Here is an 18,330-nt window from a genome sequence, read left to right on the forward strand (position 1 = left end):
CATCAGCTCATCCTCACCACGGCGACAGTGACCCCAGTGACGCCTCCGGTGCCGGACACCGTGATACTCGCGCGGCCCAAACCGTCAGCCTGGTCATACTCGCGGCGCAGGGGAATCCAGAGCTCACCCGTGGTGGCGCCCAGAGTGAGCGCAGGGTCCGGCTGCTGTTCGCCGTATGCCGTCAGGCCAAGCACCGTAATAGTGATCGTCTTGGCGTTGGAATCGGTGTTCTTGTAGACAATGAACGTGTTATGCCCATTGCCGACTTCTGCTGTATCCGTCAGCGCCGCAGCGCTGAACGTCGGCTTCGTCCCTGCCGCAACAATGTTCTGTGTCGTGAGCGCTGCCATTGCTCCTCGCCTATGCGCTAGTGGTACGCACTATCAGGCGCACAACTGCGCCCACGTGATCTATCTGAGCTGCGTTGAATTTGCCGCCATAAAGACGCACTCCGCTCGCGTGCGCGTCGGTGCCGTCCGTCAGCCCCAAGCCGGAGTTTTCGTAGATGACACGCCGGATACTTCGTGGCCCGGTGCCGGATATGTACTTGTCCAGCTCCACCTGAGCGAGCGACGTTTCGGTACGGGCCACCAGGACAGAAAGGTCCATGTGCCAGGTATCCATGCCCCGCTTGAATGCGCCGTCGTAATCGCAGACCATGCCGCCCGACAGATGGTCCAGGGCGGGCATAATGACGATCGCGGGAACCTGCGCTACGTCGGCGACCTCTGAATAGACGTTCAGGTTCGAGATGTTCGCCTTGATGACCGACTTGATGCCAGTTCGTATTTCCGTCAAGGAGGCCACGCGTCACCTCCTAAGCGCCGACAAGAACCGGATCACGTACATATGGCGCGAGCTTCGAGGCGGCCATGCGGTTGTCGCGGACCCTGATGACACCGAATTGATCCATGCCTGCGACACCGAACGGCGCGTCTTTAATCTGGAATGTTTCGGCCGCCAGGATCAAGCACGCCTGCTTCACTGGCGCTGGCACATCCGACCAGCCCCATTTGGCGGTGACGGTGACGCCGTCAGCGCTGAAGCTCAGGGTCGACGGGCTCGCTGCGCGAATCTCGTAATACGGCCAGCCTGGCTGTCCATCCACGACCCCATTACGCGGATAGAGCCGGTAGTCAGACGCCGTCCACGTCGTCCCGCCCGACTCCACAACCAGGCTCGCCGCGTCATGGAAGTCGTCTACAGCGACCCAGTGAATGCGACGGCTTCCGTCGCGCACCGTATACACATGGTCGGCGTCGTACTCCCGCGACGTTGCCGAACTCTGCTGATTGAACTGCCTGTTGCAGTGCCGCTCAATCTCGCGAGACACCGATGCAAGCGCTTCGGTGAGGACGTCGTCATACATCGTTGTCTCGTCGAGATTCTGGAGACGCGTCTTCAGCTCCGAGAGCTGCGCGTACGAATCCCCCAAGGCCAAGGCGCACCCCCGAAGTTATCGCCGCTTGTTATGCGCGGGGGTTCGGGACTTGTTGGCGGCAGGCGCCGCCTTCTTGGCCTCGGCCTCCTGGTCTCGCTCAACTGCCCCGAGCCGCTCCGCCTCAGACCGCTTCACCAGATCGCCCGGCTTCCAGTGAAGCCACCGGGCCAGCGGCGACGTCTCCGGCACCACCCGCGTGCGGTCCTCGGTAAAGCACCAGTGCCGAGTGATCCTGACCCAGTCGTCGCCGGACATCAGGCCAGCTCCACATAGGTCACGACAACACTGAACTTGCCCGCAGTGAGAGCCGCCGTGCCGACTGTCGCAACGACCGAGCGCACCGCCGTGGTCCTGATCGTGTTCAGTGCTTCCTTCGGTGTCGCCGTCGACAGCGCGGGCGCAGTCGCAAGCGTGGCCGCAGCCCGCACGTCGGCCGCGGCCTCGATGTCGAGCGACACCGTGGCAGCACCGCCGGACGTCACTACGGTGTTCACGTCCACATAGGTGGCGAGCACGAGCGAGCCCGCCGGGATCGTCTCGCCGCGCAGGGTGATGGCGCCGACGGCGCCGCCCTCCACCGCAAAGTCATAGAAGAAGCGAGCCGCTTTGATGCGGCCTACTTGGTACGAGAGCCCGACCTTTCCGGCACCGGCCCCAGCCTGTACGGCCATTGCTATGTCTCCTCAAGATATTGAGCGACGCGCATCGCTCGCTTGGCGTCGTCCTCCAGGAGGCCGATGGCGGTATTGCACGGCGAGCAGAGAAGTCCGCGCACCTTCCCGGTCGCGTGACAGTGATCCACGTGGAAACGCCCCTTGTCGGCGCCACGCCCTCTCGGTGGCCCTTCACAAATCGCGCAAACGTTGTTCTGCCGTTCCTGCATGGCTTCATATTCTTCGAGCGTGATGCCGTACTTTTGCCACAGATCAAGCTCAAACCTACGCAAACGCTGCCGCTCCGTGCGCGGAGACTTCTTAAGCTCTTCGTAGTGCTCAGCATTCTCCGCACGCCACTTTGCTGTTGCGGCACGCATGCATTCATGGCAATGACTGGCTCGACCAGTCACCATCTTCTTATTCGGCGGAAACTGATCCAAAGGCTTCTTGGCGAGGCATTTTGTGCAAACCTTGCTGGCCGTCACCTCTTGCGCCCGAGACTTGCATTCACGTGAGCAGTAGGCGCCCTGATTGCGCTGCACATCTCGCAGCTGCCACCCAGCTGCATAAAACTCAGTGGCGCACGTCTTGCAGATCTTCATCTCGCCCGTCTTTGGGCGGCCGTTACAGAAATAGCATCGATTCCCCCAGCGACCGCCCAACTTTGCGCCGCAATCAGGACACTTCAAGATCTAAAGTCCCGTAACGACGGCCATCGCCTTTGGGCGATACACGAGGAATGCAGCCCTGACGTCTGCCCGGAGTGCGAGCTTGCCTTCGGCAAAGAAGGTCGAATGACTGTTAGACACCTGGACGTCCAGCCCGCGGCGCATCGACAGTTCGGTGAAGTTCTGAAGGTCCCCGAGCACGGCCTTTGTGGACGTCACCGCCGTGGTCTCTACGACCGGAATACCCCAACACGTGTACGGACCCGGCATCGACGGGTGTCCCCAGATGTAGACGCCGTCCGCAGTCTTGAGAAGGCGGACCGTCTCCCACTTCGACGGCGCAATGAAGATCGCAGACGGTTCAGCGAAGCCGTCGTCACGTATCTTCCGGGCAGCCTTGTAGATGGCGTCCGGGGTGTTGTCCGCTCCAATTGCCTGCGTCTGGATACCCGAGACGTTCTCGATGCCGAGAAGATTCGGCGCGATGCCATCTCCCTTGAGGACCTGAGAGTCCATACGCTGCTGGATCATGAAAGGCAGGCGGTTGTTCACATAGCCCTGCGCACGCGGCTCATCCTCGAACTGCTCGTCTGTGACAGGCAGGAAGACAGCCACCTTGCGCACCGGAGACGACCGCTCGGTCAGCGCAAGCGTGGCCTCGGGGTAGGTGCCCGCCTCAGCGATTTCCGCCGCAGCGTTGGTGTATATCGTCTCTTCCATGTAGACGACCGCGGACATGCCAGTGGTCGTCTGCGGGATGAAGGTCGTGACGTGCGGCGCGGGGCGCGTCGGCATGTACTCCAGGCGCCCGGTGCGGACATCCTCGGAGTCCCAACCGGCAGTGGTCTGGAAAAGGGTCTTCAGATTGACATCCAGGCTGGCCGAAGGGCCGGACTGCGCACCGACATTGTAGCCCTTGAAAGCCTGCGACTTGACGAAGCTCTCGCCGAGGTCGAAGCGCCCACGGGAATCCTTACGCTCCGGGCTCTTCGACTCTGCGCCATCGCCGGACTCTGTCGCCTTCTCGTCGCGCTGCGCCTGTGCCGCAGCGCGTGCGACAACAAGATATTCGTCTACCTGCTTCTTGCAGTCGTCGATCTCGGCATTCATCTTGCCGATTTCAGCAACCTTCGCATGCGTGTCCCCGTCGATCGACTTGACCTTAGACATGTCATAGTCGGGGCCCGCTTCGTTGAGGACGTCCGCGAGCGCCTTGCGCTTGGCGTCAAGCTTCTCTTGGGCCTGCTTCAGGGCCGGGAATTCAGCGACCCGGCTGGAGTCGTTATACATGGCTCTCCGTTTTTGGGCATGAAAAAGGCCCCCATCGAGGGGGGCCTGAAAGAATGTTTCGTCAGATTCCGTTGATGCGCGCTATAGCCGCTGTCACCGCGGCGCCGATTTCCTCGGCACTCGGCTCAGGCAAGGCATCGTCTTCCACCGGAATCGAAAGAAGTCCGTCCAGCCGGTTCACGTCATCCCTGATCCAGGACAGGAGATCTGCGGAGCCTGCGGACATTCCCTTTCCCTTTTGCTTACGGAGAGCCATGACTTCCGTGGCACGATCAATAAGGCTCGACAGATTGGCCATTACTTCTGTGGCTTCGTCCGCGAACCGCTGCCTTCCCTTGGTGCCGCCGTCGGCCGTACGCAGCTCCGGCGGCTCCCGGTCGGCGTCAAGCAGGTGCGCCGCCAGGTGGTCATATACGGCCTTCCGGTGCTCTTCCGGTACGCCGGAATCGCCCTTCGCGCCGTTGAGTTCGGCGATGCCCTGAAGGCACGCCCGGATATTGGCCGGTCCATCTATGCCGTGGTGGTGAGCGAACCGGTACGACTCCTTCAGCTCCGGATCGCCGTCCGGATCGACCCAGGCATACACGGTGCGGAGCTGCGACGGACGCGCGTCCTCAGGCAGGTCACCGATGGTCTTGGCGCCGTCCCAGGCGCGCGTCAGCGTTGACGTCTCCCTGGGCGGAATCGGGCCGCGGACCGCGGTCCCAGCCTTCATCGCGGGATCCCCTTCAGCGGGCCCCTGCCGCTCCTTGGCGGTCAGCGTGCGCGTGCCGACCCCGGCGCCCAGCAGGACGGGCGACACCTCGTGCACGGTGACGCGATCGAGGTACCGAACCGGCTGGTCCTTCTCCTTGCCGTACGAGTGCTCCTCGATATCGAAGCCGTACGACCACTCCCCAAGTCCGTCCTCGGCAAGGGACTTGACCGTCTCGAAGGTGTCCTTGCCGTGCTGGGTGTTCATGAAGAACTGGCCTTCAAGGACAGCCTTCTTGCCCTTGACCCGGATGACACCCTTGCCCACGGGGAGAGCACCCTCCCAGGACTTATGTCCGTAGGCACTGATCGCCACCTTGGTGCCGTCAGTAAAGGCGCCTTCGCGCGTGAAATCTCCGTCGTGATCCCGGACGCCCATCGTGGAAAAGACGGCCCTTACCTCGCCCCGGTCCGCGTCCTTGATTTCCACGCCGGACAGGCTCTTACGCTCCATCATCTTGTCCTTCCGGCGTGCCGGTTGGTTCCAGTTCAAGGGGGTTGGGCGACGCGTCGGACGCCGCGGGATCGAGGCTTGCGGGCGGCTGCATCTGGACGGATACGAGTCCGGTGTGCTGACCAATGAGGATGCTCATGTCCTCTGCCGTAATGGCACGGACCGCCGCATCCGGCTCGAAGCCTGCTTTGATCAGCGAGTCGATGCTGTTGGCCTGGACTCGTGCAATATCCGCGCGGTCGCGGGAGTCCTCGCGCAGGAATGCAATATCTCTCGTGTCATACCACAGCGAGGCTCCCGCCGGGACAGTGACAAGACTCTGAAGACTGGCCGCTGCCATACGCCACAGAGGGCGCATCGTTCCATCGGCGAATCGCCGTCTGGCCGCCGCGAAATTCTGAGAGTTGATCGCCGAGCCTTGGAGCCCTTCGGAGAATCCCACCCATGACGGAGGCACTCCGGCCGCGCTCGCTATACGCGCCTCGCCCTTACCGATCGTGGATGAGAAATCCAACTGCCGGAAATCATGGGTAAGCGGAGTGACATCGGCTCCACCCTGGAGAAAGAGTGTTTTGTATGCGTTCCAGGCACCTTGATGCCCCGCCTTGAAGACCTTGACGAAAGAGTCGAACTGCTCTTTGCTGACGTCCTTGTCAAACCTAACGACCATATTCGGTACAGCCGCGTGCTCAAAGAAGACTTTCTTATGCGTCGTCGCTGCGGTGTCCGCCTCGATTTCGCGAATTACGGGCGTCAGCCAGGACATGCCGCGAAAGCGCGCTACCGGGTCAGGTATGGGACTGAAGTGCGCGACCTCGTCGGGCAGCAGAAGCACCGCACCGCCGGACGTGTTCGGCCCGCCCGAGGCCACGACACCGAACTGCCGCGGCTCGTACAGAACTCCGATCACCCGGGCATCGGCGGCGTACAGGTCGCCGGAGTACGAGCCGATGACGAGCGAGACCCAATCGGGGCGCAGCCGTGCAAGGCGCAGCCCCGGTCCGCTCGCCGCGTTCCCGAACCGCCCCTGATCATCGGCCTTCGTCCAATACGAGTTACCGGCCAGCGAAGTGTCTTGCTCCATGCGCGCGAGCAGCTCACCGGTCGTGCCGCCGGGCCAAGGGTTCTCCAGGAGTGCAAGGTCAGCCGTCCCGAATAAGTCGCCCGGCCGACCGTTCTTGAACTGGCGCCACTGGAAACGCGCTTCTGCGAACACCATCTGACGGGCCGTAACACAACTGAAAATTGGCCCGTTTCGCTTGTACGCGCCCTCTACATAGCCCTCGAAATCGGTCTCAATCCGCTCTTTGTCGGCGGTGCTTCCCATGAAGAACGGCGCCGCGTCCATGGACCAAAAGTCAGGCTGCGTAAAGGACTTCGTATTGCGGGTAATGAATGGCCACTTCCATTGCCAGGCCACAGTCACCCCCACGCACATCCGGCCTCTACGGGCGCCTTCTTGTCACTCTGCTGAAGGCCCCACAGTGCGAGCGTCGCGGCTTGCAAGGGCGAGATGTCGACCGCTGCTGAGCGCTGGTCCCACGCCCACAGGTCGGCGACGGCCCGCTTCTCGACCCCGGCCACGGCAGTCGTCAGCGGGACTTGGTCAAGGTGTACGAGGGTCGGCGAGTTGCCGCGTATGGGGACCACCGCACTGGCCAGCGACCCGCACGCCTGCGCGTACTCGCGGGCCGTCGGCGACAGCACCGTGATCCCGGCCTTCTCCAGCGCAGGGATCAAAGCGCCCGCCTGACTCGCACGGTTAATCACCACCGCGCGAGGCCGCCACCGGGCCGCCAACTCCTTGATGCGCGGCACGATCCATCGATCCCCGGGACGGTGATCGAGGACGTCGCTGGACGTAATCTCAATGTGCGTCAGCCCATCGCCGTTGAGCCCGGCGACGACGATGCAGCCCGCCTTACGGTCGGGCGTCAGCTCAACACCGAACGACAACTCCCCGTCGGGCACCGAGGCGGCATCGACGCACGCCTTCCAGTACGCCTCTCCGATGACGCGCCACGACTCGCCCTCAACCGGCCAGTCCCCCACCCCGAGGCGCTCACGCGCGAATTCCTCAGCCGACATCGAGCGCCGCTCGGCCTCGATGTGTTCGACACTGCGTTCCGGGGACTGCGTGCCGCCGATACGAATGCCAAAACCAGGATTCGCCCGGGGGTACGAGGCGTACAGGCGCGAGAGCTGCCGGTCATGCTCTTCCTGCGACCAGCGCGGGTCAGGGGTAAAGGACTGTGCGTCGTGGTCCTCACAGTTGACCGGACAGAACTGCGTGCAGGGATCAATCGACCATTCCAGGTAGCACAAGCGAGGATCGTCGCCGCCGATGCCGCGCGTACGTACGCGACCGAGCGCCGTGGAATCGCGCGTGCCGGACGAGCCCGTGTACCAGACCTGCGGATCCGGAACGGCGGACAGCGTCGGCAGGATCGCGCCGACGGCCCGGTCCGTAAGAATCATCGCCTCATCGAGGACCAAACAGTCACAGCTGAATCCACGACCGCCCCCCGCAGTGCGACTTCGAAAGCGCAGGCGCCGCAGGGCACCGTCCCGGAAGACCTCGATGCCCTCTTCGCCATGTGATCGGGACACCCGCTTGACCATGCGATCCAGGTCCGGAGTGCTCTCGATCAGACCAAGAATGCGCTTGAACGCTTCGAGGGACGTATCAAAGAGGTGGGCGCTGTGAATGCACAGCTCTTCGTCCAGGAGAAAGAGGCTGGCCAGTTCGCGCGCTTCGAGTACAACGCCCTTGCCGTTCTGACGACCGACCACGAGGCCCACCTCGAAGGCGGACCACGTGCCGTCGGCGCGCTGGCCAAGGGCGTTGTCGAGTACGAGGCGCTGCCAGGGGTCGAGGGTGAGGCCCGCGATCTCCGCGAGTTCCGCGACGTCGGCACCCGCGCTGGAGACTCGCGGCGGCGCGCTGAGGATCCGGGGCGCCTGGTCGCCGCGCCCCGGTATGACGACACCGCTCATGCCCCGGTGCCCCTGCGCCGTCGTCCGGTGCCCTGACGCCGCGCAGCCGACGGCGTGCCGCCCGTACGGCGGGCGCGGAGTTCATCCAACGGCGAGACCTCAGCCGCGCTCGGGATGGACTCCAGGTCTTCAAGAACCTTGACCAGTCGAAGCGCCAGAGCCGCTGTCTCGCTGCCCGCTGACCGTCGCGGCTTACCGCACGAGCAGCAGTCGAATTCGCCGCTCATCTCCAGCGCGATCCGGTCACGGATCGCTTCGAGCTGCTGCCTCTTGTCACCTCCGGCGATGACCTCGCGGAAGTCCTGCATGCGAGATCACCCCACTAGCTCTAGCTCACGGTCTTCGGCGGGGATGACGTGCGTGCGCAGCTCAGGCGGCACGTCCAGGAGACGTGAGTCCTCAGCGACCAGGACCCTCCGCGAGTCGGCCGGGACGACCAGCACTCGCGACTCGTCGGCGATCACAACGACGCGCGGACCGGTGGGGCGGCCGAGCCCGAGCACGTCGACGACAGGCACCGGGGCCACGACGTCCAGGACGCCGGAGACGCGTACCGTCCCGTCGATGTCGACGACCGGCACCGGGGCGACGACACCGAGCACGCCCGGTGCGGCGACGGATCCTGTCGCGTGGATCTGCGGCGAGGGCCCCGTGACCGCGAGCGCCCCGGATACCGTCAGCGCCCCGTCTGCGTCGATGACGGGAGCGGGAGCAGTCACCCCGAGGGGACCGCTCACCGTAGCCACGGCGTCGACGTCCAGCGCGGGCACGGGAGCTGTGATGCTCAGTGTGCCGGGTGTTACGGCTGAGCCGGCGAGCATGATCACCGGCACGGGCGCCGACGTCGCCAGCGTGCCGCTCACCGTGGCCGTGACGTCCACATCCACGACCGGCACAGGAGCCGCGACGCCAAGCGTTCCCGCCCCGGAAACAGTGCCGTCCAGATCGATCCGCGGCACCGGGGCGTACGTGTTCTCAGGGACGATCGCGTCCAGCGCCTCACCCATAGCCGCAGCTGCCTGCGGGACCGGGGACAGCTCTGCGCCGTCGCCGGGCGAGCCGTCGCAGGCGCCCGCACCCGCTGCGGTGTCCGCGCCGGTCGTGACGTCCACAGACGCGTCCAGCGCGGTACCGGTTCCAGTAGCCGCCTCCGCGACGGCACTTGGCGCCAGGCCCTGAGCATCGGCGGCGACAGCGGCTGTCCCAGCGCCCGCCGTGCTGTCGGCAGACGCGTCCGGCGCCGCCCCCGCGGCCGATGCGGCCTGCGCCGGGGCATTGGTGGTCTGGCTCGTGGTGACGGTCGCGTTCGTGACCGAGCCCGCGCCCTCAGGCCCCTCGGCAAGGGCACCTGCGCCCGGTACGGGGTCCGGCGCCGTGCCGGTAGCCGCCGCTGCCCCGGCGCCGACGACGACGTCCGTGGCAGGCGCGTACGCGGTTCCGGCGCTGAGCGCTTCGGCGGAGAGCGCGCCCGCGCCCGGGACAACATCCAGCGCGCTGCCAGTGCCGTCGGCGGAGCCGATCGGGCTCGCGATGTCGGTAGAGGGAGTGGCCGCAGCCCCGGATGCGTCCGCCACGGGGGGTGCCGCGCCGACTGCGGCAGTGGGAGCGTACGCGGTGCCGGTGGCTGCGGCCACGTCTGCGGGGGTCGTGACTGCGGTCGACGGGTCCGGCGCCGTGCCGGTACCTGACGCCGCATCAGGCAGGGCCTGGACGTCGGCCTCGACGTCGTACGCCGCGCCCGTCGCCGTGATGCTCTCTGCGTTAGGCGCCGCATCCGCCTCTAGGGGCTGCGCCAGGACGCGGACGTACGCGGCTGCCGGAGTGCCGCGACCGAGACGGGCCATGGGTCACCGCCCTTGGGTCAGCACTCCTCGAAGACGATGTATGCAAGGGCGGTCAGCGTTGCGGACGTGTTCACGCGTAACTGGCAGTACTTCGAGGCAGCCATGACCGGCTCTCGTCCAAGCGGCCACATCTTGATGTACTGCGAAGTGGGCCCGACATATTGAGCGTCAAAGTACTTGTCCGGCGTGGCCGATGTAATCGATCCGTTGCCGTATCCGGACGACGTGGTGCCCATGGTCAAGCCCGACGCTTTGGCGTTGTCGCCAATGGGCTGAATCGTCGTCGTAGTGTGCTGCGTGGACACTGTGGACGCCGTGCCGTTCTGCACCAGTTCGCACACGGCGGGGGTCGCTGCGGCACTGCCGTTGAAGCTGATCCCCCACTCAACTATCCGTATCTGAAGGGTCGATGGCGTGGCCAGCTGGATGGCAACTTTGGCGCCGGTGGCATAACTGGTGCCAGCCATGGTGTTCGTCGTTGTACCGAATGCGTTGTTGTATGCCACGTACAGCGCCATGCGGGCCCCCTATCGAGTCGACGTCCGGGTCAGGGCCTGCGGCATGACCAGCTGGCCACGAGGGACCAAGAGGCGCCCCATGAAAAGGTCGTCCAGGTACAACGTGTTGGCGTTCGAGAAGCCGGAGACGCTCACCGGAATCGTGCGTACGAAACCCGTGAGGGTGGGCGTCGTAAAGCTGATCGGGCCGCACCGCGTCCAGTCGTTCTGCATCAGCGCCGTGTCCGGCACTGCGCTGGTGAATGAGCTGATGTACGTGGTGCCATTGGCCTGGTAGTAGTCGAAATCGAAGCGGATCACGCCTGCCGCTACGCTCGTGTAAATCCACGCCTGGAAGTAGTAGTTAGTTGAAGCGCCCACCGGGAAAGCGGAGTTAGAAACGGCCAGATATCCGGATGCTGTCGCATTGCGGGTGATCTTCAGCGACTGCGTGCCTTTATGCGCCTGATCCGTACTCGTAGCCACCGCAGACGCCTGTGTGCCTGCATTCCAACCGCCCAGACCGCCCTCGAAATCACTGCCGTCCGCCGTACCCACGTTGGGGCCCCAGAGTGACTGATCACTGCCCGGCATAGCCTGCCCCTCAGTTGTGCACTACGCGCAGCCGCAGACTGGTCATGAGCTGTACGGGCGCCAGATCCAGGGCCTCGCCGACACCGGATGCGAGCCCAGCTGCGGTCATGAGATCCGTGAACACGTCGTCGACCGACCCCGCCGCAGAGGCCACGCCCGCCGGAGCCTCAACGGCGCTCATGGCGGACACTGTCGCATCCAGCGCCACGCCTACGGACGCCGCTGCTCCGGCACCGATGTCCAGGGCGGACGACACATCGGCGGATGACGCGGCGGCATCTGCGGCGCTCGCAACAGCCGCGCCCGACGGCGACGCATCCCACGCCGTTCCGGTGCCCGACGTCGCGCCCGCGGGGATGTCCGCCTGCGCCACCGGATCAGGGGCGAACCCCGACGCGGTCTGTGCGCCCGGCAGCTCCGTGAATGCCGGTGCGGCATCAAGTGCCGTCGCTCCGCCGGTTGTTGACTCAGCGGCCGGTGCGACGTCCGCCGATGACGCAGGCGACGCCCCCGCGGCCGTCGCCACTTCCGCGGGGGCGTCAGTGCTGGAGACCGTACTCACCGTGGCGTCGTACGCCACGGTGGACCCCGAGGCAGCCTCTGCCGGGGCCGTAGTACTCCCGACAGCATCCGGGGCGCTGCCCGACGCTGACGCAGCCTCAGCGCCCGTGGTGCTCGCGGCCGACACGTCCAGGCTCGCGCCCGTGGCCATAGCGGCGCCGCTCAAGCCCTGCGCATCCGCTATCGCATCACCCGCCGTGCCGGACGCCGCAGCGCTCCCGGCCGGGGCCTGGACGTCCACGGCGGGCACCTGCGCAGCGCCTGTACCGGCCGGTGCGCCCGGCGCCGGGGAGACGTCGGCAACGGCCGCGCTCGCGGCGCCGGTTACTGTCGTCGACTCAGCCGCCGCGTTGGTCGCCACAGCCTGCGCACGGAGCAGGAGCAGGAGGGACATATGTGCCCCCTAGTTGGTCGGCTGGATGAAAGCCTGCACCGCGACATAGGGGGCGCCCGCCGTGGCTGTGGCACCCGTGGGGAACGTGCTCGCCAAGGCAGTCGTGCCCTGGCCGGTGAGCTTGTATCCGTTCGGCATGTTGGCCACGCTGGTATTCACATCCGCGCCCGACGTCAACGGCGTCATGACGTTATTGGTGCCCTGTAGACGGGTCATCGTCTGGCCCGTGCGAATGACTGTGAATTTGACACACAGCCAGTACAGGCCGGGGTCAAGGACCCATGTAATAGAGCCAGTCCCCGAAGTGGGGCTCATGACAATGGTGTTGGCCGCCGTGGAGATAGCCAGGGCGCCCGCAGCCGTAGCCTCGTTGACCAGCTCGCACGGGTACCCGGACCAGCCCACGTCATCATAAAGGCCCCATCGGATTGATGTGGTTCCCGATGTTCCAGTAACCGCCGTACGTACCGCTAGCCGGTTCCAGAACTCGCGGCCCTGAGTGACCCAGATGGGGATGGCCCACATGTCGCCAGCGGTGATCGTCAAGCCCGTGGAGACCTCTGCGTTGGCGTGGTCCATCGTGTACCACAGCCCGTTGACGTGGGGCCGCAGCGGCGAGCCAGCGCGGGGCGCCGACGTGTTCATGTTGAAGGTGACGGACGTCGATGTCGGTGTCACACGCTTCACCGCATCACGAATCGCGTCCACGATCCTCGCGGCGCCCTGCTCGTTGGGATGCAGCCCATCCGTGTACAGAGATGTCGCGTCCTTGCCTATCGCCGCGTCCAGGTCGGCGATTTGCACCATGGAATCGAACTCGGCTACCAGGGTTCGAAGGTCGGCGTTCCACGCGTCCACGTCCGAGTCCCGCGACGATTCGGTGCCTGACCATCCGGCATAGTTGCCGGTGTAGCCGCTGGCTGTCAGCTTGGCGATATTGCATACAACCACCGGGGGCGGAGACTTGGCTTCAAGCCACCAGCAATCGAGCATGACCGCGCCGCCCGAATCCAGGGTGTTCACGGTGCCGATGATCGTCTGACCGGCATTCGAGCTGGTCAGGTTCGTAATCCTCTTCGTCACCGGGGCGTGAGTAGCCGCCGCGGTCGGCATGATGTCCGAAACGCTGGTCGTGCCCGTCACTCCGGCCGTACCGGACCACGTGACAATGCCGCCTGACGTGCCGGATGCGCCGACCAGTCCGATACATACCGGCTCTCCGGCGTAGTCGCTCGGCAGCGTCAAGGTGAAGTTTGCATTCGTGGTCGATGTGCACCAGTGCGCCGAATCTCCGGAGGTGTATCCGACGGCCGCCACAGAACCGAATCCCGCGCCGTACGACGTGCGGGTGCCGACCTGGAATCCATTCTCGTAGATCACGCTTGCGCGCCAGCGGGAAATCATGGTGCGCAAGGCATGAATCCACCCGGTCCGCAGCTGCGTGGTATTACCGAGTAGCCCGATGTCATTGATCCCGTAGTCGAGCAACAGGGCGCCACCGTCAGCCACGTACGGGCCCCCGCGCTGCGGGCGCTTGACCCGGTTGAGGAACCGGCCGAAGCCGCCGGTCGACGCGCCCTCGGTAAAGGCGCGCGCACCATTCACGCTGAAGTTCTGCCAGTTGGCATGCTCAATGTCGAAAGATCCCCGGAGCAGGGAATCGGCACGACCCGTCTGGTAGAAGGTGCCGAATGCGTACTGCATATAGCTGTGGCCGAACACGGTCCAGAAGTCGGGGACTTGATAGTCCTTACGTGGCGTCAGCGGCACACGATCACCCCGCCGTTGCCAGAAGTGAATTCACGGTGCCGGTGCCGGTCGACGCTCCCAGCATGGACACGGCCAGCGTTGAGAGCTGTACCGGCACTTCCCACCGGTCCCCCGCGTCCAGGTACCAATGGTGAGTGGCCGACGTGGGCGCGGTGCTGTCGAAGCGCAGGTACACCCGGACATTCGATGCGTTGGTGATCAGCACGGCAACACGGCTCGCGTCAGCGGCTATCTGCGATGTGCTCGCAGTCGTTGAGGGCGTCCAGGTGTTGATAGCGGCTGCGGCCGACGCGCGTGCCTCGCGCACTACTTGCTGATGGTCGCCGCCAGTTATCTGGTACGTGTCGATGTTCGTGCCGGAGCCTGCGGTAATAGCGACACTACTATCGGCCATGATTCACACCGTAAATCTGGCGATACCCGAGCTATTCCAGACGACCGTGAACGTCCCAGCTGTCACAGATTGAGCGCCCCCGAAATAGTTAAAGCAAATGCCCTGTTTAGCAACAGTACCGCCGCTGATCGTGTCGTCATAAACGAAGCACCCATAAACATTGGAAAGTGTTACCGCGCCACCGCCCGCGAGGTCTGCCGCATCAAACATAGCAACGCCGGTCGACGGCGTGGTAAATGTCTTCGACGCCAGGGAGCGCCCGCCACTTACCCAGTTCGTTGCATCCGTTACTTCGTTAGTCGTGCTCCATTGACCAGCGTTGAATCCAGTGGACCCAACGGCCGCATCTTTATCCGGAGTAATCGAGTTGTTGTGAAGCGACACCTTCACCGTGTCGGAGTCGAGGCCCGTGAAGCCGGTCCCGGCTGACTGAAACATCGTGATCGGCCATTCGCGAAAGATCGCACTACCTGACCAAGCCATCAGTTCTCACCCTTCGCATGTGCCGTTGCAGCAAATACCACGCAGTCCTGACCCTCGTTGCGGGTCGTCACCACGGACATGACCGGGCGCCCGTCACCGTCAAGCCGCACGTCCTCCGTGCCTATGTAGTCGTCGCGCTCGACCGCTTCGACCTTGCATTCCGTACCGTCCAGCACCAGAGGGGCCGTCAGCCCTTTCAGGCCAGGGCAGTTGTGGAATCGGTTCGTCACATGACCGCGCGTAAGATCCGTCGTTTCGCAGTTCGGGCACGACCAACGCCGTTCATTAGCAAGGTGAAGTGCCATCACTCCCCCTTACGCCGCAGGTTGCGTGAACGTTCCGGCGGTGATCTGGAGACTCACCCCGACCGACACCGTGACTGTGTTGAGTTCCAGTTGGCCGCCACCACCGGTCACGGTCACCGAGCCGTCAAAGGCGGTGCCGCCCGCACTCGTCGCCGCGCGGAAATGCGTCGCGGTCCCCGCGGCGGCGCCGGTCGTGGAGATCGGCACAGCGCTGAGTGTCGCAACGCCCGCCGTGGCGGAGCTGAAGGCGGGAAGATCCAGCGTGAAGGTCGCGAGCAGCGTGCCCGTGATGCTGGAGTTCGCGTTCGCGGGCTGAGTGCCGCTGTAGATCTTGATCGTGCCGTTGCTGCCGCCGCTGTCGAGATAGTCGACAGCGGCATTACACATCGTGTTCTGCACGGCCGTGGCCAACTGGACCGCCATTCAGACTCCCTTCACCACGCGCGGGAGCCTGCGGCCGTCCGCGGCCCGCTCTGCTGATCTCGTACAGGCGCCACGCTCGCCGATCGCGGACGCAGGCGCGGAGCCTCGCGGTACCAGCGGCGCACGCCGTCCATGTAGGTCTCGGGACGCTCGGCACGGCAGCGCTCTTCGACTACCGCGCGGCCGGGATCGACGGTGATCACCTCGGCGCCGTGCCGGGCGTAGCGCTCCATGGCCTGCGGCTTCGGCACCGAATGGATGATGTAGACGCTGTGCGTTTTCACGTGCCGCAGCGCCTCCGTGATGGCGCCCTCGCGGGCCCTGAACGCCACGGTGGCCAGCGGGCGCTTGTGCCCGTGCGGAGCGGCTCCCGGCGCGGTCAGGGCGTTGGCGATGCGGTCATAGTCGATGACGATGTCCCCGGACCGCGCGCGTTCGTTGACCCACGTGCTCTTGCCTGCGGCGGGCGGGCCGATCACGACGTAAAGCGCCATCACCGGTTCTTGACCCTGATCACGATCGATCGCTCGTCGGTCCGGCTGGCACTCGTCGTAATCCGGTTCGCCACCGTGTACGGCGAGCCGGGCGCGCCGCCGGACAGCCATGCCGTCGCCGACGTCGTGTTGTGGCTGGAGCTGTCGAGATCGAGACCGGCGCCCACCGTAAACACGCTCGTCACAATCGTTTCGCCGGGGGCGAGCCAGTCGGACCAGTCCCAGATCCAGTCAAGGACGGCGTCCGGATCTTTGAGGTAGGTGGGGATCACGACGTCCGGCATGGATACCCCCTCTGAGTCTATGCAATATCGACGAATGGCCATGCATAAACGCCAGGGGATCTATGCAGCGGTTTATGCACTTGATCGACAGGGATTATGCATCGCTCTCCGACGCAGGCAGACTCATGCGACGATCAGCCACCATCAAGGCTCGATCAAGGGAATGCGAATTCGCTACCCGAAACCAGGACGGACGGATTACGGGAGTTGACCGCAATAGACAAAGCTCTGACCTGCGGCTTCTTCGAGGATCATGGCCGCGCTAGCGCAGCGGCAGGTCAATTGCGGTCGATCACGCCTCTGAGCTGGGGCTTTGCAGGCAATTCAATAGAGGGTTAATCCGGACACAGGGGCGTTTCGGGTCACCGAAAGGATTCTTTGCAGCGAACCCCCTCCCCCCCATTGCAAGGGAGATCCACAGAATGATCCGCCCACGGTCGATCACGCCTGCTCCCCTCCCTTTCTCCATGGTCATTGATCTCTAATTGATCGCCTTTTAATGCATAGCCATACATCATTTATGCAGCATGCCTATACATCGTTTATGCATTCACCAGCGCTTCGAGGCAACCGGCTTAGGGCGGGCGTCGCGATCACCTTTACGCTGATTGCACACGCGGTGCGAGGGTCTGAGCCACTGAACGTCATCGGGATCATCACCACGGGCCAGCAGTACGCCACGTGACGGCACATGGTCTGCCTGCCATGCCATCGGGTCGAGGTAGTGCAGCATCATGTCGATGCTCTTGCCGCACAGGTGACAGATCGGTGGCGCCTCGCGCCGCAGCTGCTCGACGGCACGGCGCCACCGCGCGCCACTGCGACCAGCGCACTTGGTCACCGGCACGGTGCACCTCCATGGATGGGGGCACACCGTGCCGGTGAGGATGGATCAGGTAGCACAAGCGAAGTAGATCTAGCCGGGCAAACGCAGCACCTGACCGGGGTAGATCAGGTGGGGATTGCTCCCAACGACCGTGCGGTTAGCGGCATACAGGGCGTGCCAGCCACCACGCACGTTATGAGCGGCAGCCACCCGGGACAGGCAATCACCCCGCCTGACCTTGTACGCCTTCCCGCCCCACGTTGTAGGCGCCCGCCCTGTGCGAGGCCCCGCCTTGTGATGCGAGGGCCCCTTGCTCTTCGCAGCCACCCGGGGCCGGTGAGGTACGCCCCGGTTCGTGGCGCTCCCCTTGCCCTTCGGCAGAGAGGGGGTGGCCTTGTGTACGGCGCCCCCCGATGTCGAGCCTGCGGGGCGGACCACAGCCGTGAAGTGCGAGGCATACCAGCCCGTACGCCAGCGTGCGAGGCGGACGGGAGCACCCGGCCGCGACGCCTCGATGACCCTGCCGCCCCCGACGTACAGGGCGACGTGTCCACCGCCCCGGTAGACCACGATGTCCCCGGGCCGCACGGCCGACGGTGACACGTGCCTGAGACTGGCCAATTGCGCCTGTGACGTGCGCGGTATGCGGACACCCGCCGCACGCCATGCCGCGAGCGTGAGCCCCGAGCAGTCGTACGAGTGGGGGCCGGTGGCGCCGTACACGTAGGGCTTGCCGAGCTGCGCCAGGGCGTACGCCACGGCTCGCGCCGCGGTGCCGCTGACGACCGCCCGTGGCCTCGCCTTGGGCGTGGCCTTCGCGGCCTTCGGCGCCGCCTTGAAGGGCTTCACGCCGCCTCGGCTGAGTCCGGCGCGGGGGCCGCATACGGGCCACGCTCCGGGGCCCTGGGAGGCGAGCACCTTCTCAGCTATGGCGATCTGCTGTGCCTTGGTGGCCAGGTGCGCGAGCGAGGCGTACCGGCCTCCGCCGTATGCGCGCCAGGTGCTCGCGGTGAACTGGAGCCCGCCGTAATACCCGTTGCCCGTGTTGATGTTCCAGCGGTTGCCGGATTCGCACCGGGCAACGGCGTCCCAGACGCTGACCGGGGCGGCATCTGCCGTGCCTGCTCCGGCCACGGTGACGGTCGTACCCACGAGGGCGGTGACGCCCGTCGTAGCGAGAGCCCGCTTCACTGCGGTGCTCC

Annotated in this window: 24 protein-coding genes; all 24 read right to left on the bottom strand. The window is 64.9% G+C overall.

Translation table 11 applies throughout. From position 1 onward, the window contains the following. Window positions 1-2 precede the first annotated feature (2 nt). The 24 genes from ACFWYM_RS12670 to ACFWYM_RS12785 all read right to left on the bottom strand — a co-directional run bounded on the left by ACFWYM_RS12670 (window position 3) and on the right by ACFWYM_RS12785 (window position 18,319). On the bottom strand, window positions 3-350 hold the full coding sequence (locus ACFWYM_RS12670; protein ID WP_384834355.1) for a hypothetical protein: 348 nt from the start codon (window positions 348-350) through the stop codon (window positions 3-5). Window positions 351-360: 10 nt separating this feature from the next. Next, window positions 361-807, bottom strand: coding sequence for a hypothetical protein (locus ACFWYM_RS12675; protein ID WP_384834358.1), 447 nt, complete (start codon window positions 805-807; stop codon window positions 361-363). Window positions 808-817: 10 nt separating this feature from the next. Next, complete coding sequence (locus tag ACFWYM_RS12680; RefSeq protein WP_384834361.1) at window positions 818-1,369, bottom strand: hypothetical protein; 552 nt, start codon at window positions 1,367-1,369, stop codon at window positions 818-820. 87 nt (window positions 1,370-1,456) lie between these two features. Beyond that, window positions 1,457-1,696: a hypothetical protein gene (locus ACFWYM_RS12685; RefSeq protein ID WP_384834364.1), complete on the bottom strand. Its 240-nt coding sequence runs from the start codon at window positions 1,694-1,696 to the stop codon at window positions 1,457-1,459. Further along, window positions 1,696-2,112, bottom strand: a complete 417-nt coding sequence (locus tag ACFWYM_RS12690; protein ID WP_384834367.1) for a hypothetical protein — start codon at window positions 2,110-2,112, stop codon at window positions 1,696-1,698. Before ACFWYM_RS12690 ends, ACFWYM_RS12685 begins: the two co-directional genes overlap by 1 nt. A gap of 2 nt (window positions 2,113-2,114) precedes the next feature. Beyond that, window positions 2,115-2,699, bottom strand: coding sequence for an endonuclease VII domain-containing protein (locus ACFWYM_RS12695; protein ID WP_384834370.1), 585 nt, complete (start codon window positions 2,697-2,699; stop codon window positions 2,115-2,117). 90 nt (window positions 2,700-2,789) lie between these two features. Next, window positions 2,790-4,055 (bottom strand): phage major capsid protein, encoded by a 1,266-nt coding sequence (locus ACFWYM_RS12700; RefSeq protein WP_384834373.1) that lies wholly within the window; start codon window positions 4,053-4,055, stop codon window positions 2,790-2,792. Between the two features lie 61 nt (window positions 4,056-4,116). After that, a complete protein-coding gene (locus ACFWYM_RS12705) occupies window positions 4,117-5,265 on the bottom strand; it encodes an HK97 family phage prohead protease (protein ID WP_384834376.1) in 1,149 nt (382 codons plus the stop codon). Next, a complete protein-coding gene (locus ACFWYM_RS12710; protein WP_384834379.1) occupies window positions 5,252-6,610 on the bottom strand; it encodes a phage portal protein in 1,359 nt (452 codons plus the stop codon). Before ACFWYM_RS12710 ends, ACFWYM_RS12705 begins: the two co-directional genes overlap by 14 nt. A gap of 74 nt (window positions 6,611-6,684) precedes the next feature. Further along, the gene (locus ACFWYM_RS12715) at window positions 6,685-8,259 is read right to left on the bottom strand and encodes a terminase (protein ID WP_384834382.1); all 1,575 of its coding nucleotides are present in this window, start codon (window positions 8,257-8,259) and stop codon (window positions 6,685-6,687) included. Further along, a complete protein-coding gene (locus ACFWYM_RS12720; RefSeq protein ID WP_384834384.1) occupies window positions 8,256-8,567 on the bottom strand; it encodes a hypothetical protein in 312 nt (103 codons plus the stop codon). The genes ACFWYM_RS12715 and ACFWYM_RS12720 overlap by 4 nt, the downstream gene beginning before the upstream one ends. A 6-nt stretch (window positions 8,568-8,573) precedes the next feature. Further along, window positions 8,574-10,103 (bottom strand): hypothetical protein, encoded by a 1,530-nt coding sequence (locus ACFWYM_RS12725; RefSeq protein WP_384834387.1) that lies wholly within the window; start codon window positions 10,101-10,103, stop codon window positions 8,574-8,576. 17 nt (window positions 10,104-10,120) lie between these two features. Continuing rightward, window positions 10,121-10,621, bottom strand: a complete 501-nt coding sequence (locus ACFWYM_RS12730) for a hypothetical protein (RefSeq protein ID WP_384834390.1) — start codon at window positions 10,619-10,621, stop codon at window positions 10,121-10,123. Between the two features lie 9 nt (window positions 10,622-10,630). Next, on the bottom strand, window positions 10,631-11,158 hold the full coding sequence (locus ACFWYM_RS12735; RefSeq protein WP_384834393.1) for a carbohydrate binding domain-containing protein: 528 nt from the start codon (window positions 11,156-11,158) through the stop codon (window positions 10,631-10,633). A 46-nt stretch (window positions 11,159-11,204) separates the two neighbouring features. Then, window positions 11,205-11,774 carry a hypothetical protein gene (locus ACFWYM_RS12740; protein WP_384834395.1) on the bottom strand — a complete coding sequence of 190 codons (570 nt, stop codon included), beginning with the start codon at window positions 11,772-11,774 and terminating at the stop codon, window positions 11,205-11,207. Window positions 11,775-12,158: 384 nt separating this feature from the next. Continuing rightward, entirely contained in the window at window positions 12,159-13,919 is a 1,761-nt protein-coding gene (locus ACFWYM_RS12745; RefSeq protein ID WP_384834398.1) for a hypothetical protein, read from the bottom strand. A gap of 4 nt (window positions 13,920-13,923) precedes the next feature. Further along, the gene (locus ACFWYM_RS12750) at window positions 13,924-14,313 is read right to left on the bottom strand and encodes a hypothetical protein (protein ID WP_384834401.1); all 390 of its coding nucleotides are present in this window, start codon (window positions 14,311-14,313) and stop codon (window positions 13,924-13,926) included. A 3-nt stretch (window positions 14,314-14,316) separates the two neighbouring features. Continuing rightward, the gene (locus tag ACFWYM_RS12755) at window positions 14,317-14,796 is read right to left on the bottom strand and encodes a hypothetical protein (protein WP_384834404.1); all 480 of its coding nucleotides are present in this window, start codon (window positions 14,794-14,796) and stop codon (window positions 14,317-14,319) included. Beyond that, window positions 14,796-15,101, bottom strand: coding sequence for a hypothetical protein (locus tag ACFWYM_RS12760; protein WP_384834407.1), 306 nt, complete (start codon window positions 15,099-15,101; stop codon window positions 14,796-14,798). Before ACFWYM_RS12760 ends, ACFWYM_RS12755 begins: the two co-directional genes overlap by 1 nt. Window positions 15,102-15,110: 9 nt before the next feature. Continuing rightward, on the bottom strand, window positions 15,111-15,524 hold the full coding sequence (locus ACFWYM_RS12765; RefSeq protein ID WP_384834410.1) for a hypothetical protein: 414 nt from the start codon (window positions 15,522-15,524) through the stop codon (window positions 15,111-15,113). 11 nt (window positions 15,525-15,535) lie between these two features. Beyond that, window positions 15,536-16,018 (bottom strand): hypothetical protein, encoded by a 483-nt coding sequence (locus ACFWYM_RS12770; RefSeq protein WP_384834413.1) that lies wholly within the window; start codon window positions 16,016-16,018, stop codon window positions 15,536-15,538. After that, window positions 16,018-16,302: a hypothetical protein gene (locus ACFWYM_RS12775; protein ID WP_384834416.1), complete on the bottom strand. Its 285-nt coding sequence runs from the start codon at window positions 16,300-16,302 to the stop codon at window positions 16,018-16,020. Before ACFWYM_RS12775 ends, ACFWYM_RS12770 begins: the two co-directional genes overlap by 1 nt. A gap of 550 nt (window positions 16,303-16,852) precedes the next feature. Then, window positions 16,853-17,149 carry a hypothetical protein gene (locus ACFWYM_RS12780; RefSeq protein ID WP_384834419.1) on the bottom strand — a complete coding sequence of 99 codons (297 nt, stop codon included), beginning with the start codon at window positions 17,147-17,149 and terminating at the stop codon, window positions 16,853-16,855. Between the two features lie 69 nt (window positions 17,150-17,218). Continuing rightward, window positions 17,219-18,319: a transglycosylase family protein gene (locus ACFWYM_RS12785; protein ID WP_384834422.1), complete on the bottom strand. Its 1,101-nt coding sequence runs from the start codon at window positions 18,317-18,319 to the stop codon at window positions 17,219-17,221. Window positions 18,320-18,330 lie beyond the last annotated feature (11 nt).

It is taken from the genome of Streptomyces sp. NPDC059009, assembly GCF_042740175.1.
Lineage (GTDB): Bacteria > Actinomycetota > Actinomycetes > Streptomycetales > Streptomycetaceae > Streptomyces.

Bases quoted from the DNA above. Each gene is read 5' to 3' on its own strand.
- ACFWYM_RS12670 (WP_384834355.1), bottom strand. From the start codon at position 350: ATGGCAGCGCTCACGACACAGAACATTGTTGCGGCAGGGACGAAGCCG.
- ACFWYM_RS12680 (WP_384834361.1), bottom strand. From the start codon at position 1,369: ATGTATGACGACGTCCTCACCGAAGCGCTTGCATCGGTGTCTCGCGAG.
- ACFWYM_RS12685 (WP_384834364.1), bottom strand. From the start codon at position 1,696: ATGTCCGGCGACGACTGGGTCAGGATCACTCGGCACTGGTGCTTTACC.
- ACFWYM_RS12690 (WP_384834367.1), bottom strand. From the start codon at position 2,112: ATGGCCGTACAGGCTGGGGCCGGTGCCGGAAAGGTCGGGCTCTCGTAC.
- ACFWYM_RS12695 (WP_384834370.1), bottom strand. From the start codon at position 2,699: ATGAAGATCTGCAAGACGTGCGCCACTGAGTTTTATGCAGCTGGGTGG.
- ACFWYM_RS12700 (WP_384834373.1), bottom strand. From the start codon at position 4,055: ATGTATAACGACTCCAGCCGGGTCGCTGAATTCCCGGCCCTGAAGCAG.
- ACFWYM_RS12705 (WP_384834376.1), bottom strand. From the start codon at position 5,265: ATGATGGAGCGTAAGAGCCTGTCCGGCGTGGAAATCAAGGACGCGGAC.
- ACFWYM_RS12710 (WP_384834379.1), bottom strand. From the start codon at position 6,610: ATGGACGCGGCGCCGTTCTTCATGGGAAGCACCGCCGACAAAGAGCGG.
- ACFWYM_RS12715 (WP_384834382.1), bottom strand. From the start codon at position 8,259: ATGAGCGGTGTCGTCATACCGGGGCGCGGCGACCAGGCGCCCCGGATC.
- ACFWYM_RS12720 (WP_384834384.1), bottom strand. From the start codon at position 8,567: ATGCAGGACTTCCGCGAGGTCATCGCCGGAGGTGACAAGAGGCAGCAG.
- ACFWYM_RS12725 (WP_384834387.1), bottom strand. From the start codon at position 10,103: ATGGCCCGTCTCGGTCGCGGCACTCCGGCAGCCGCGTACGTCCGCGTC.
- ACFWYM_RS12730 (WP_384834390.1), bottom strand. From the start codon at position 10,621: ATGGCGCTGTACGTGGCATACAACAACGCATTCGGTACAACGACGAAC.
- ACFWYM_RS12750 (WP_384834401.1), bottom strand. From the start codon at position 14,313: ATGGCCGATAGTAGTGTCGCTATTACCGCAGGCTCCGGCACGAACATC.
- ACFWYM_RS12755 (WP_384834404.1), bottom strand. From the start codon at position 14,796: ATGGCTTGGTCAGGTAGTGCGATCTTTCGCGAATGGCCGATCACGATG.
- ACFWYM_RS12760 (WP_384834407.1), bottom strand. From the start codon at position 15,101: ATGGCACTTCACCTTGCTAATGAACGGCGTTGGTCGTGCCCGAACTGC.
- ACFWYM_RS12765 (WP_384834410.1), bottom strand. From the start codon at position 15,524: ATGGCGGTCCAGTTGGCCACGGCCGTGCAGAACACGATGTGTAATGCC.
- ACFWYM_RS12770 (WP_384834413.1), bottom strand. From the start codon at position 16,018: ATGGCGCTTTACGTCGTGATCGGCCCGCCCGCCGCAGGCAAGAGCACG.
- ACFWYM_RS12775 (WP_384834416.1), bottom strand. From the start codon at position 16,302: ATGCCGGACGTCGTGATCCCCACCTACCTCAAAGATCCGGACGCCGTC.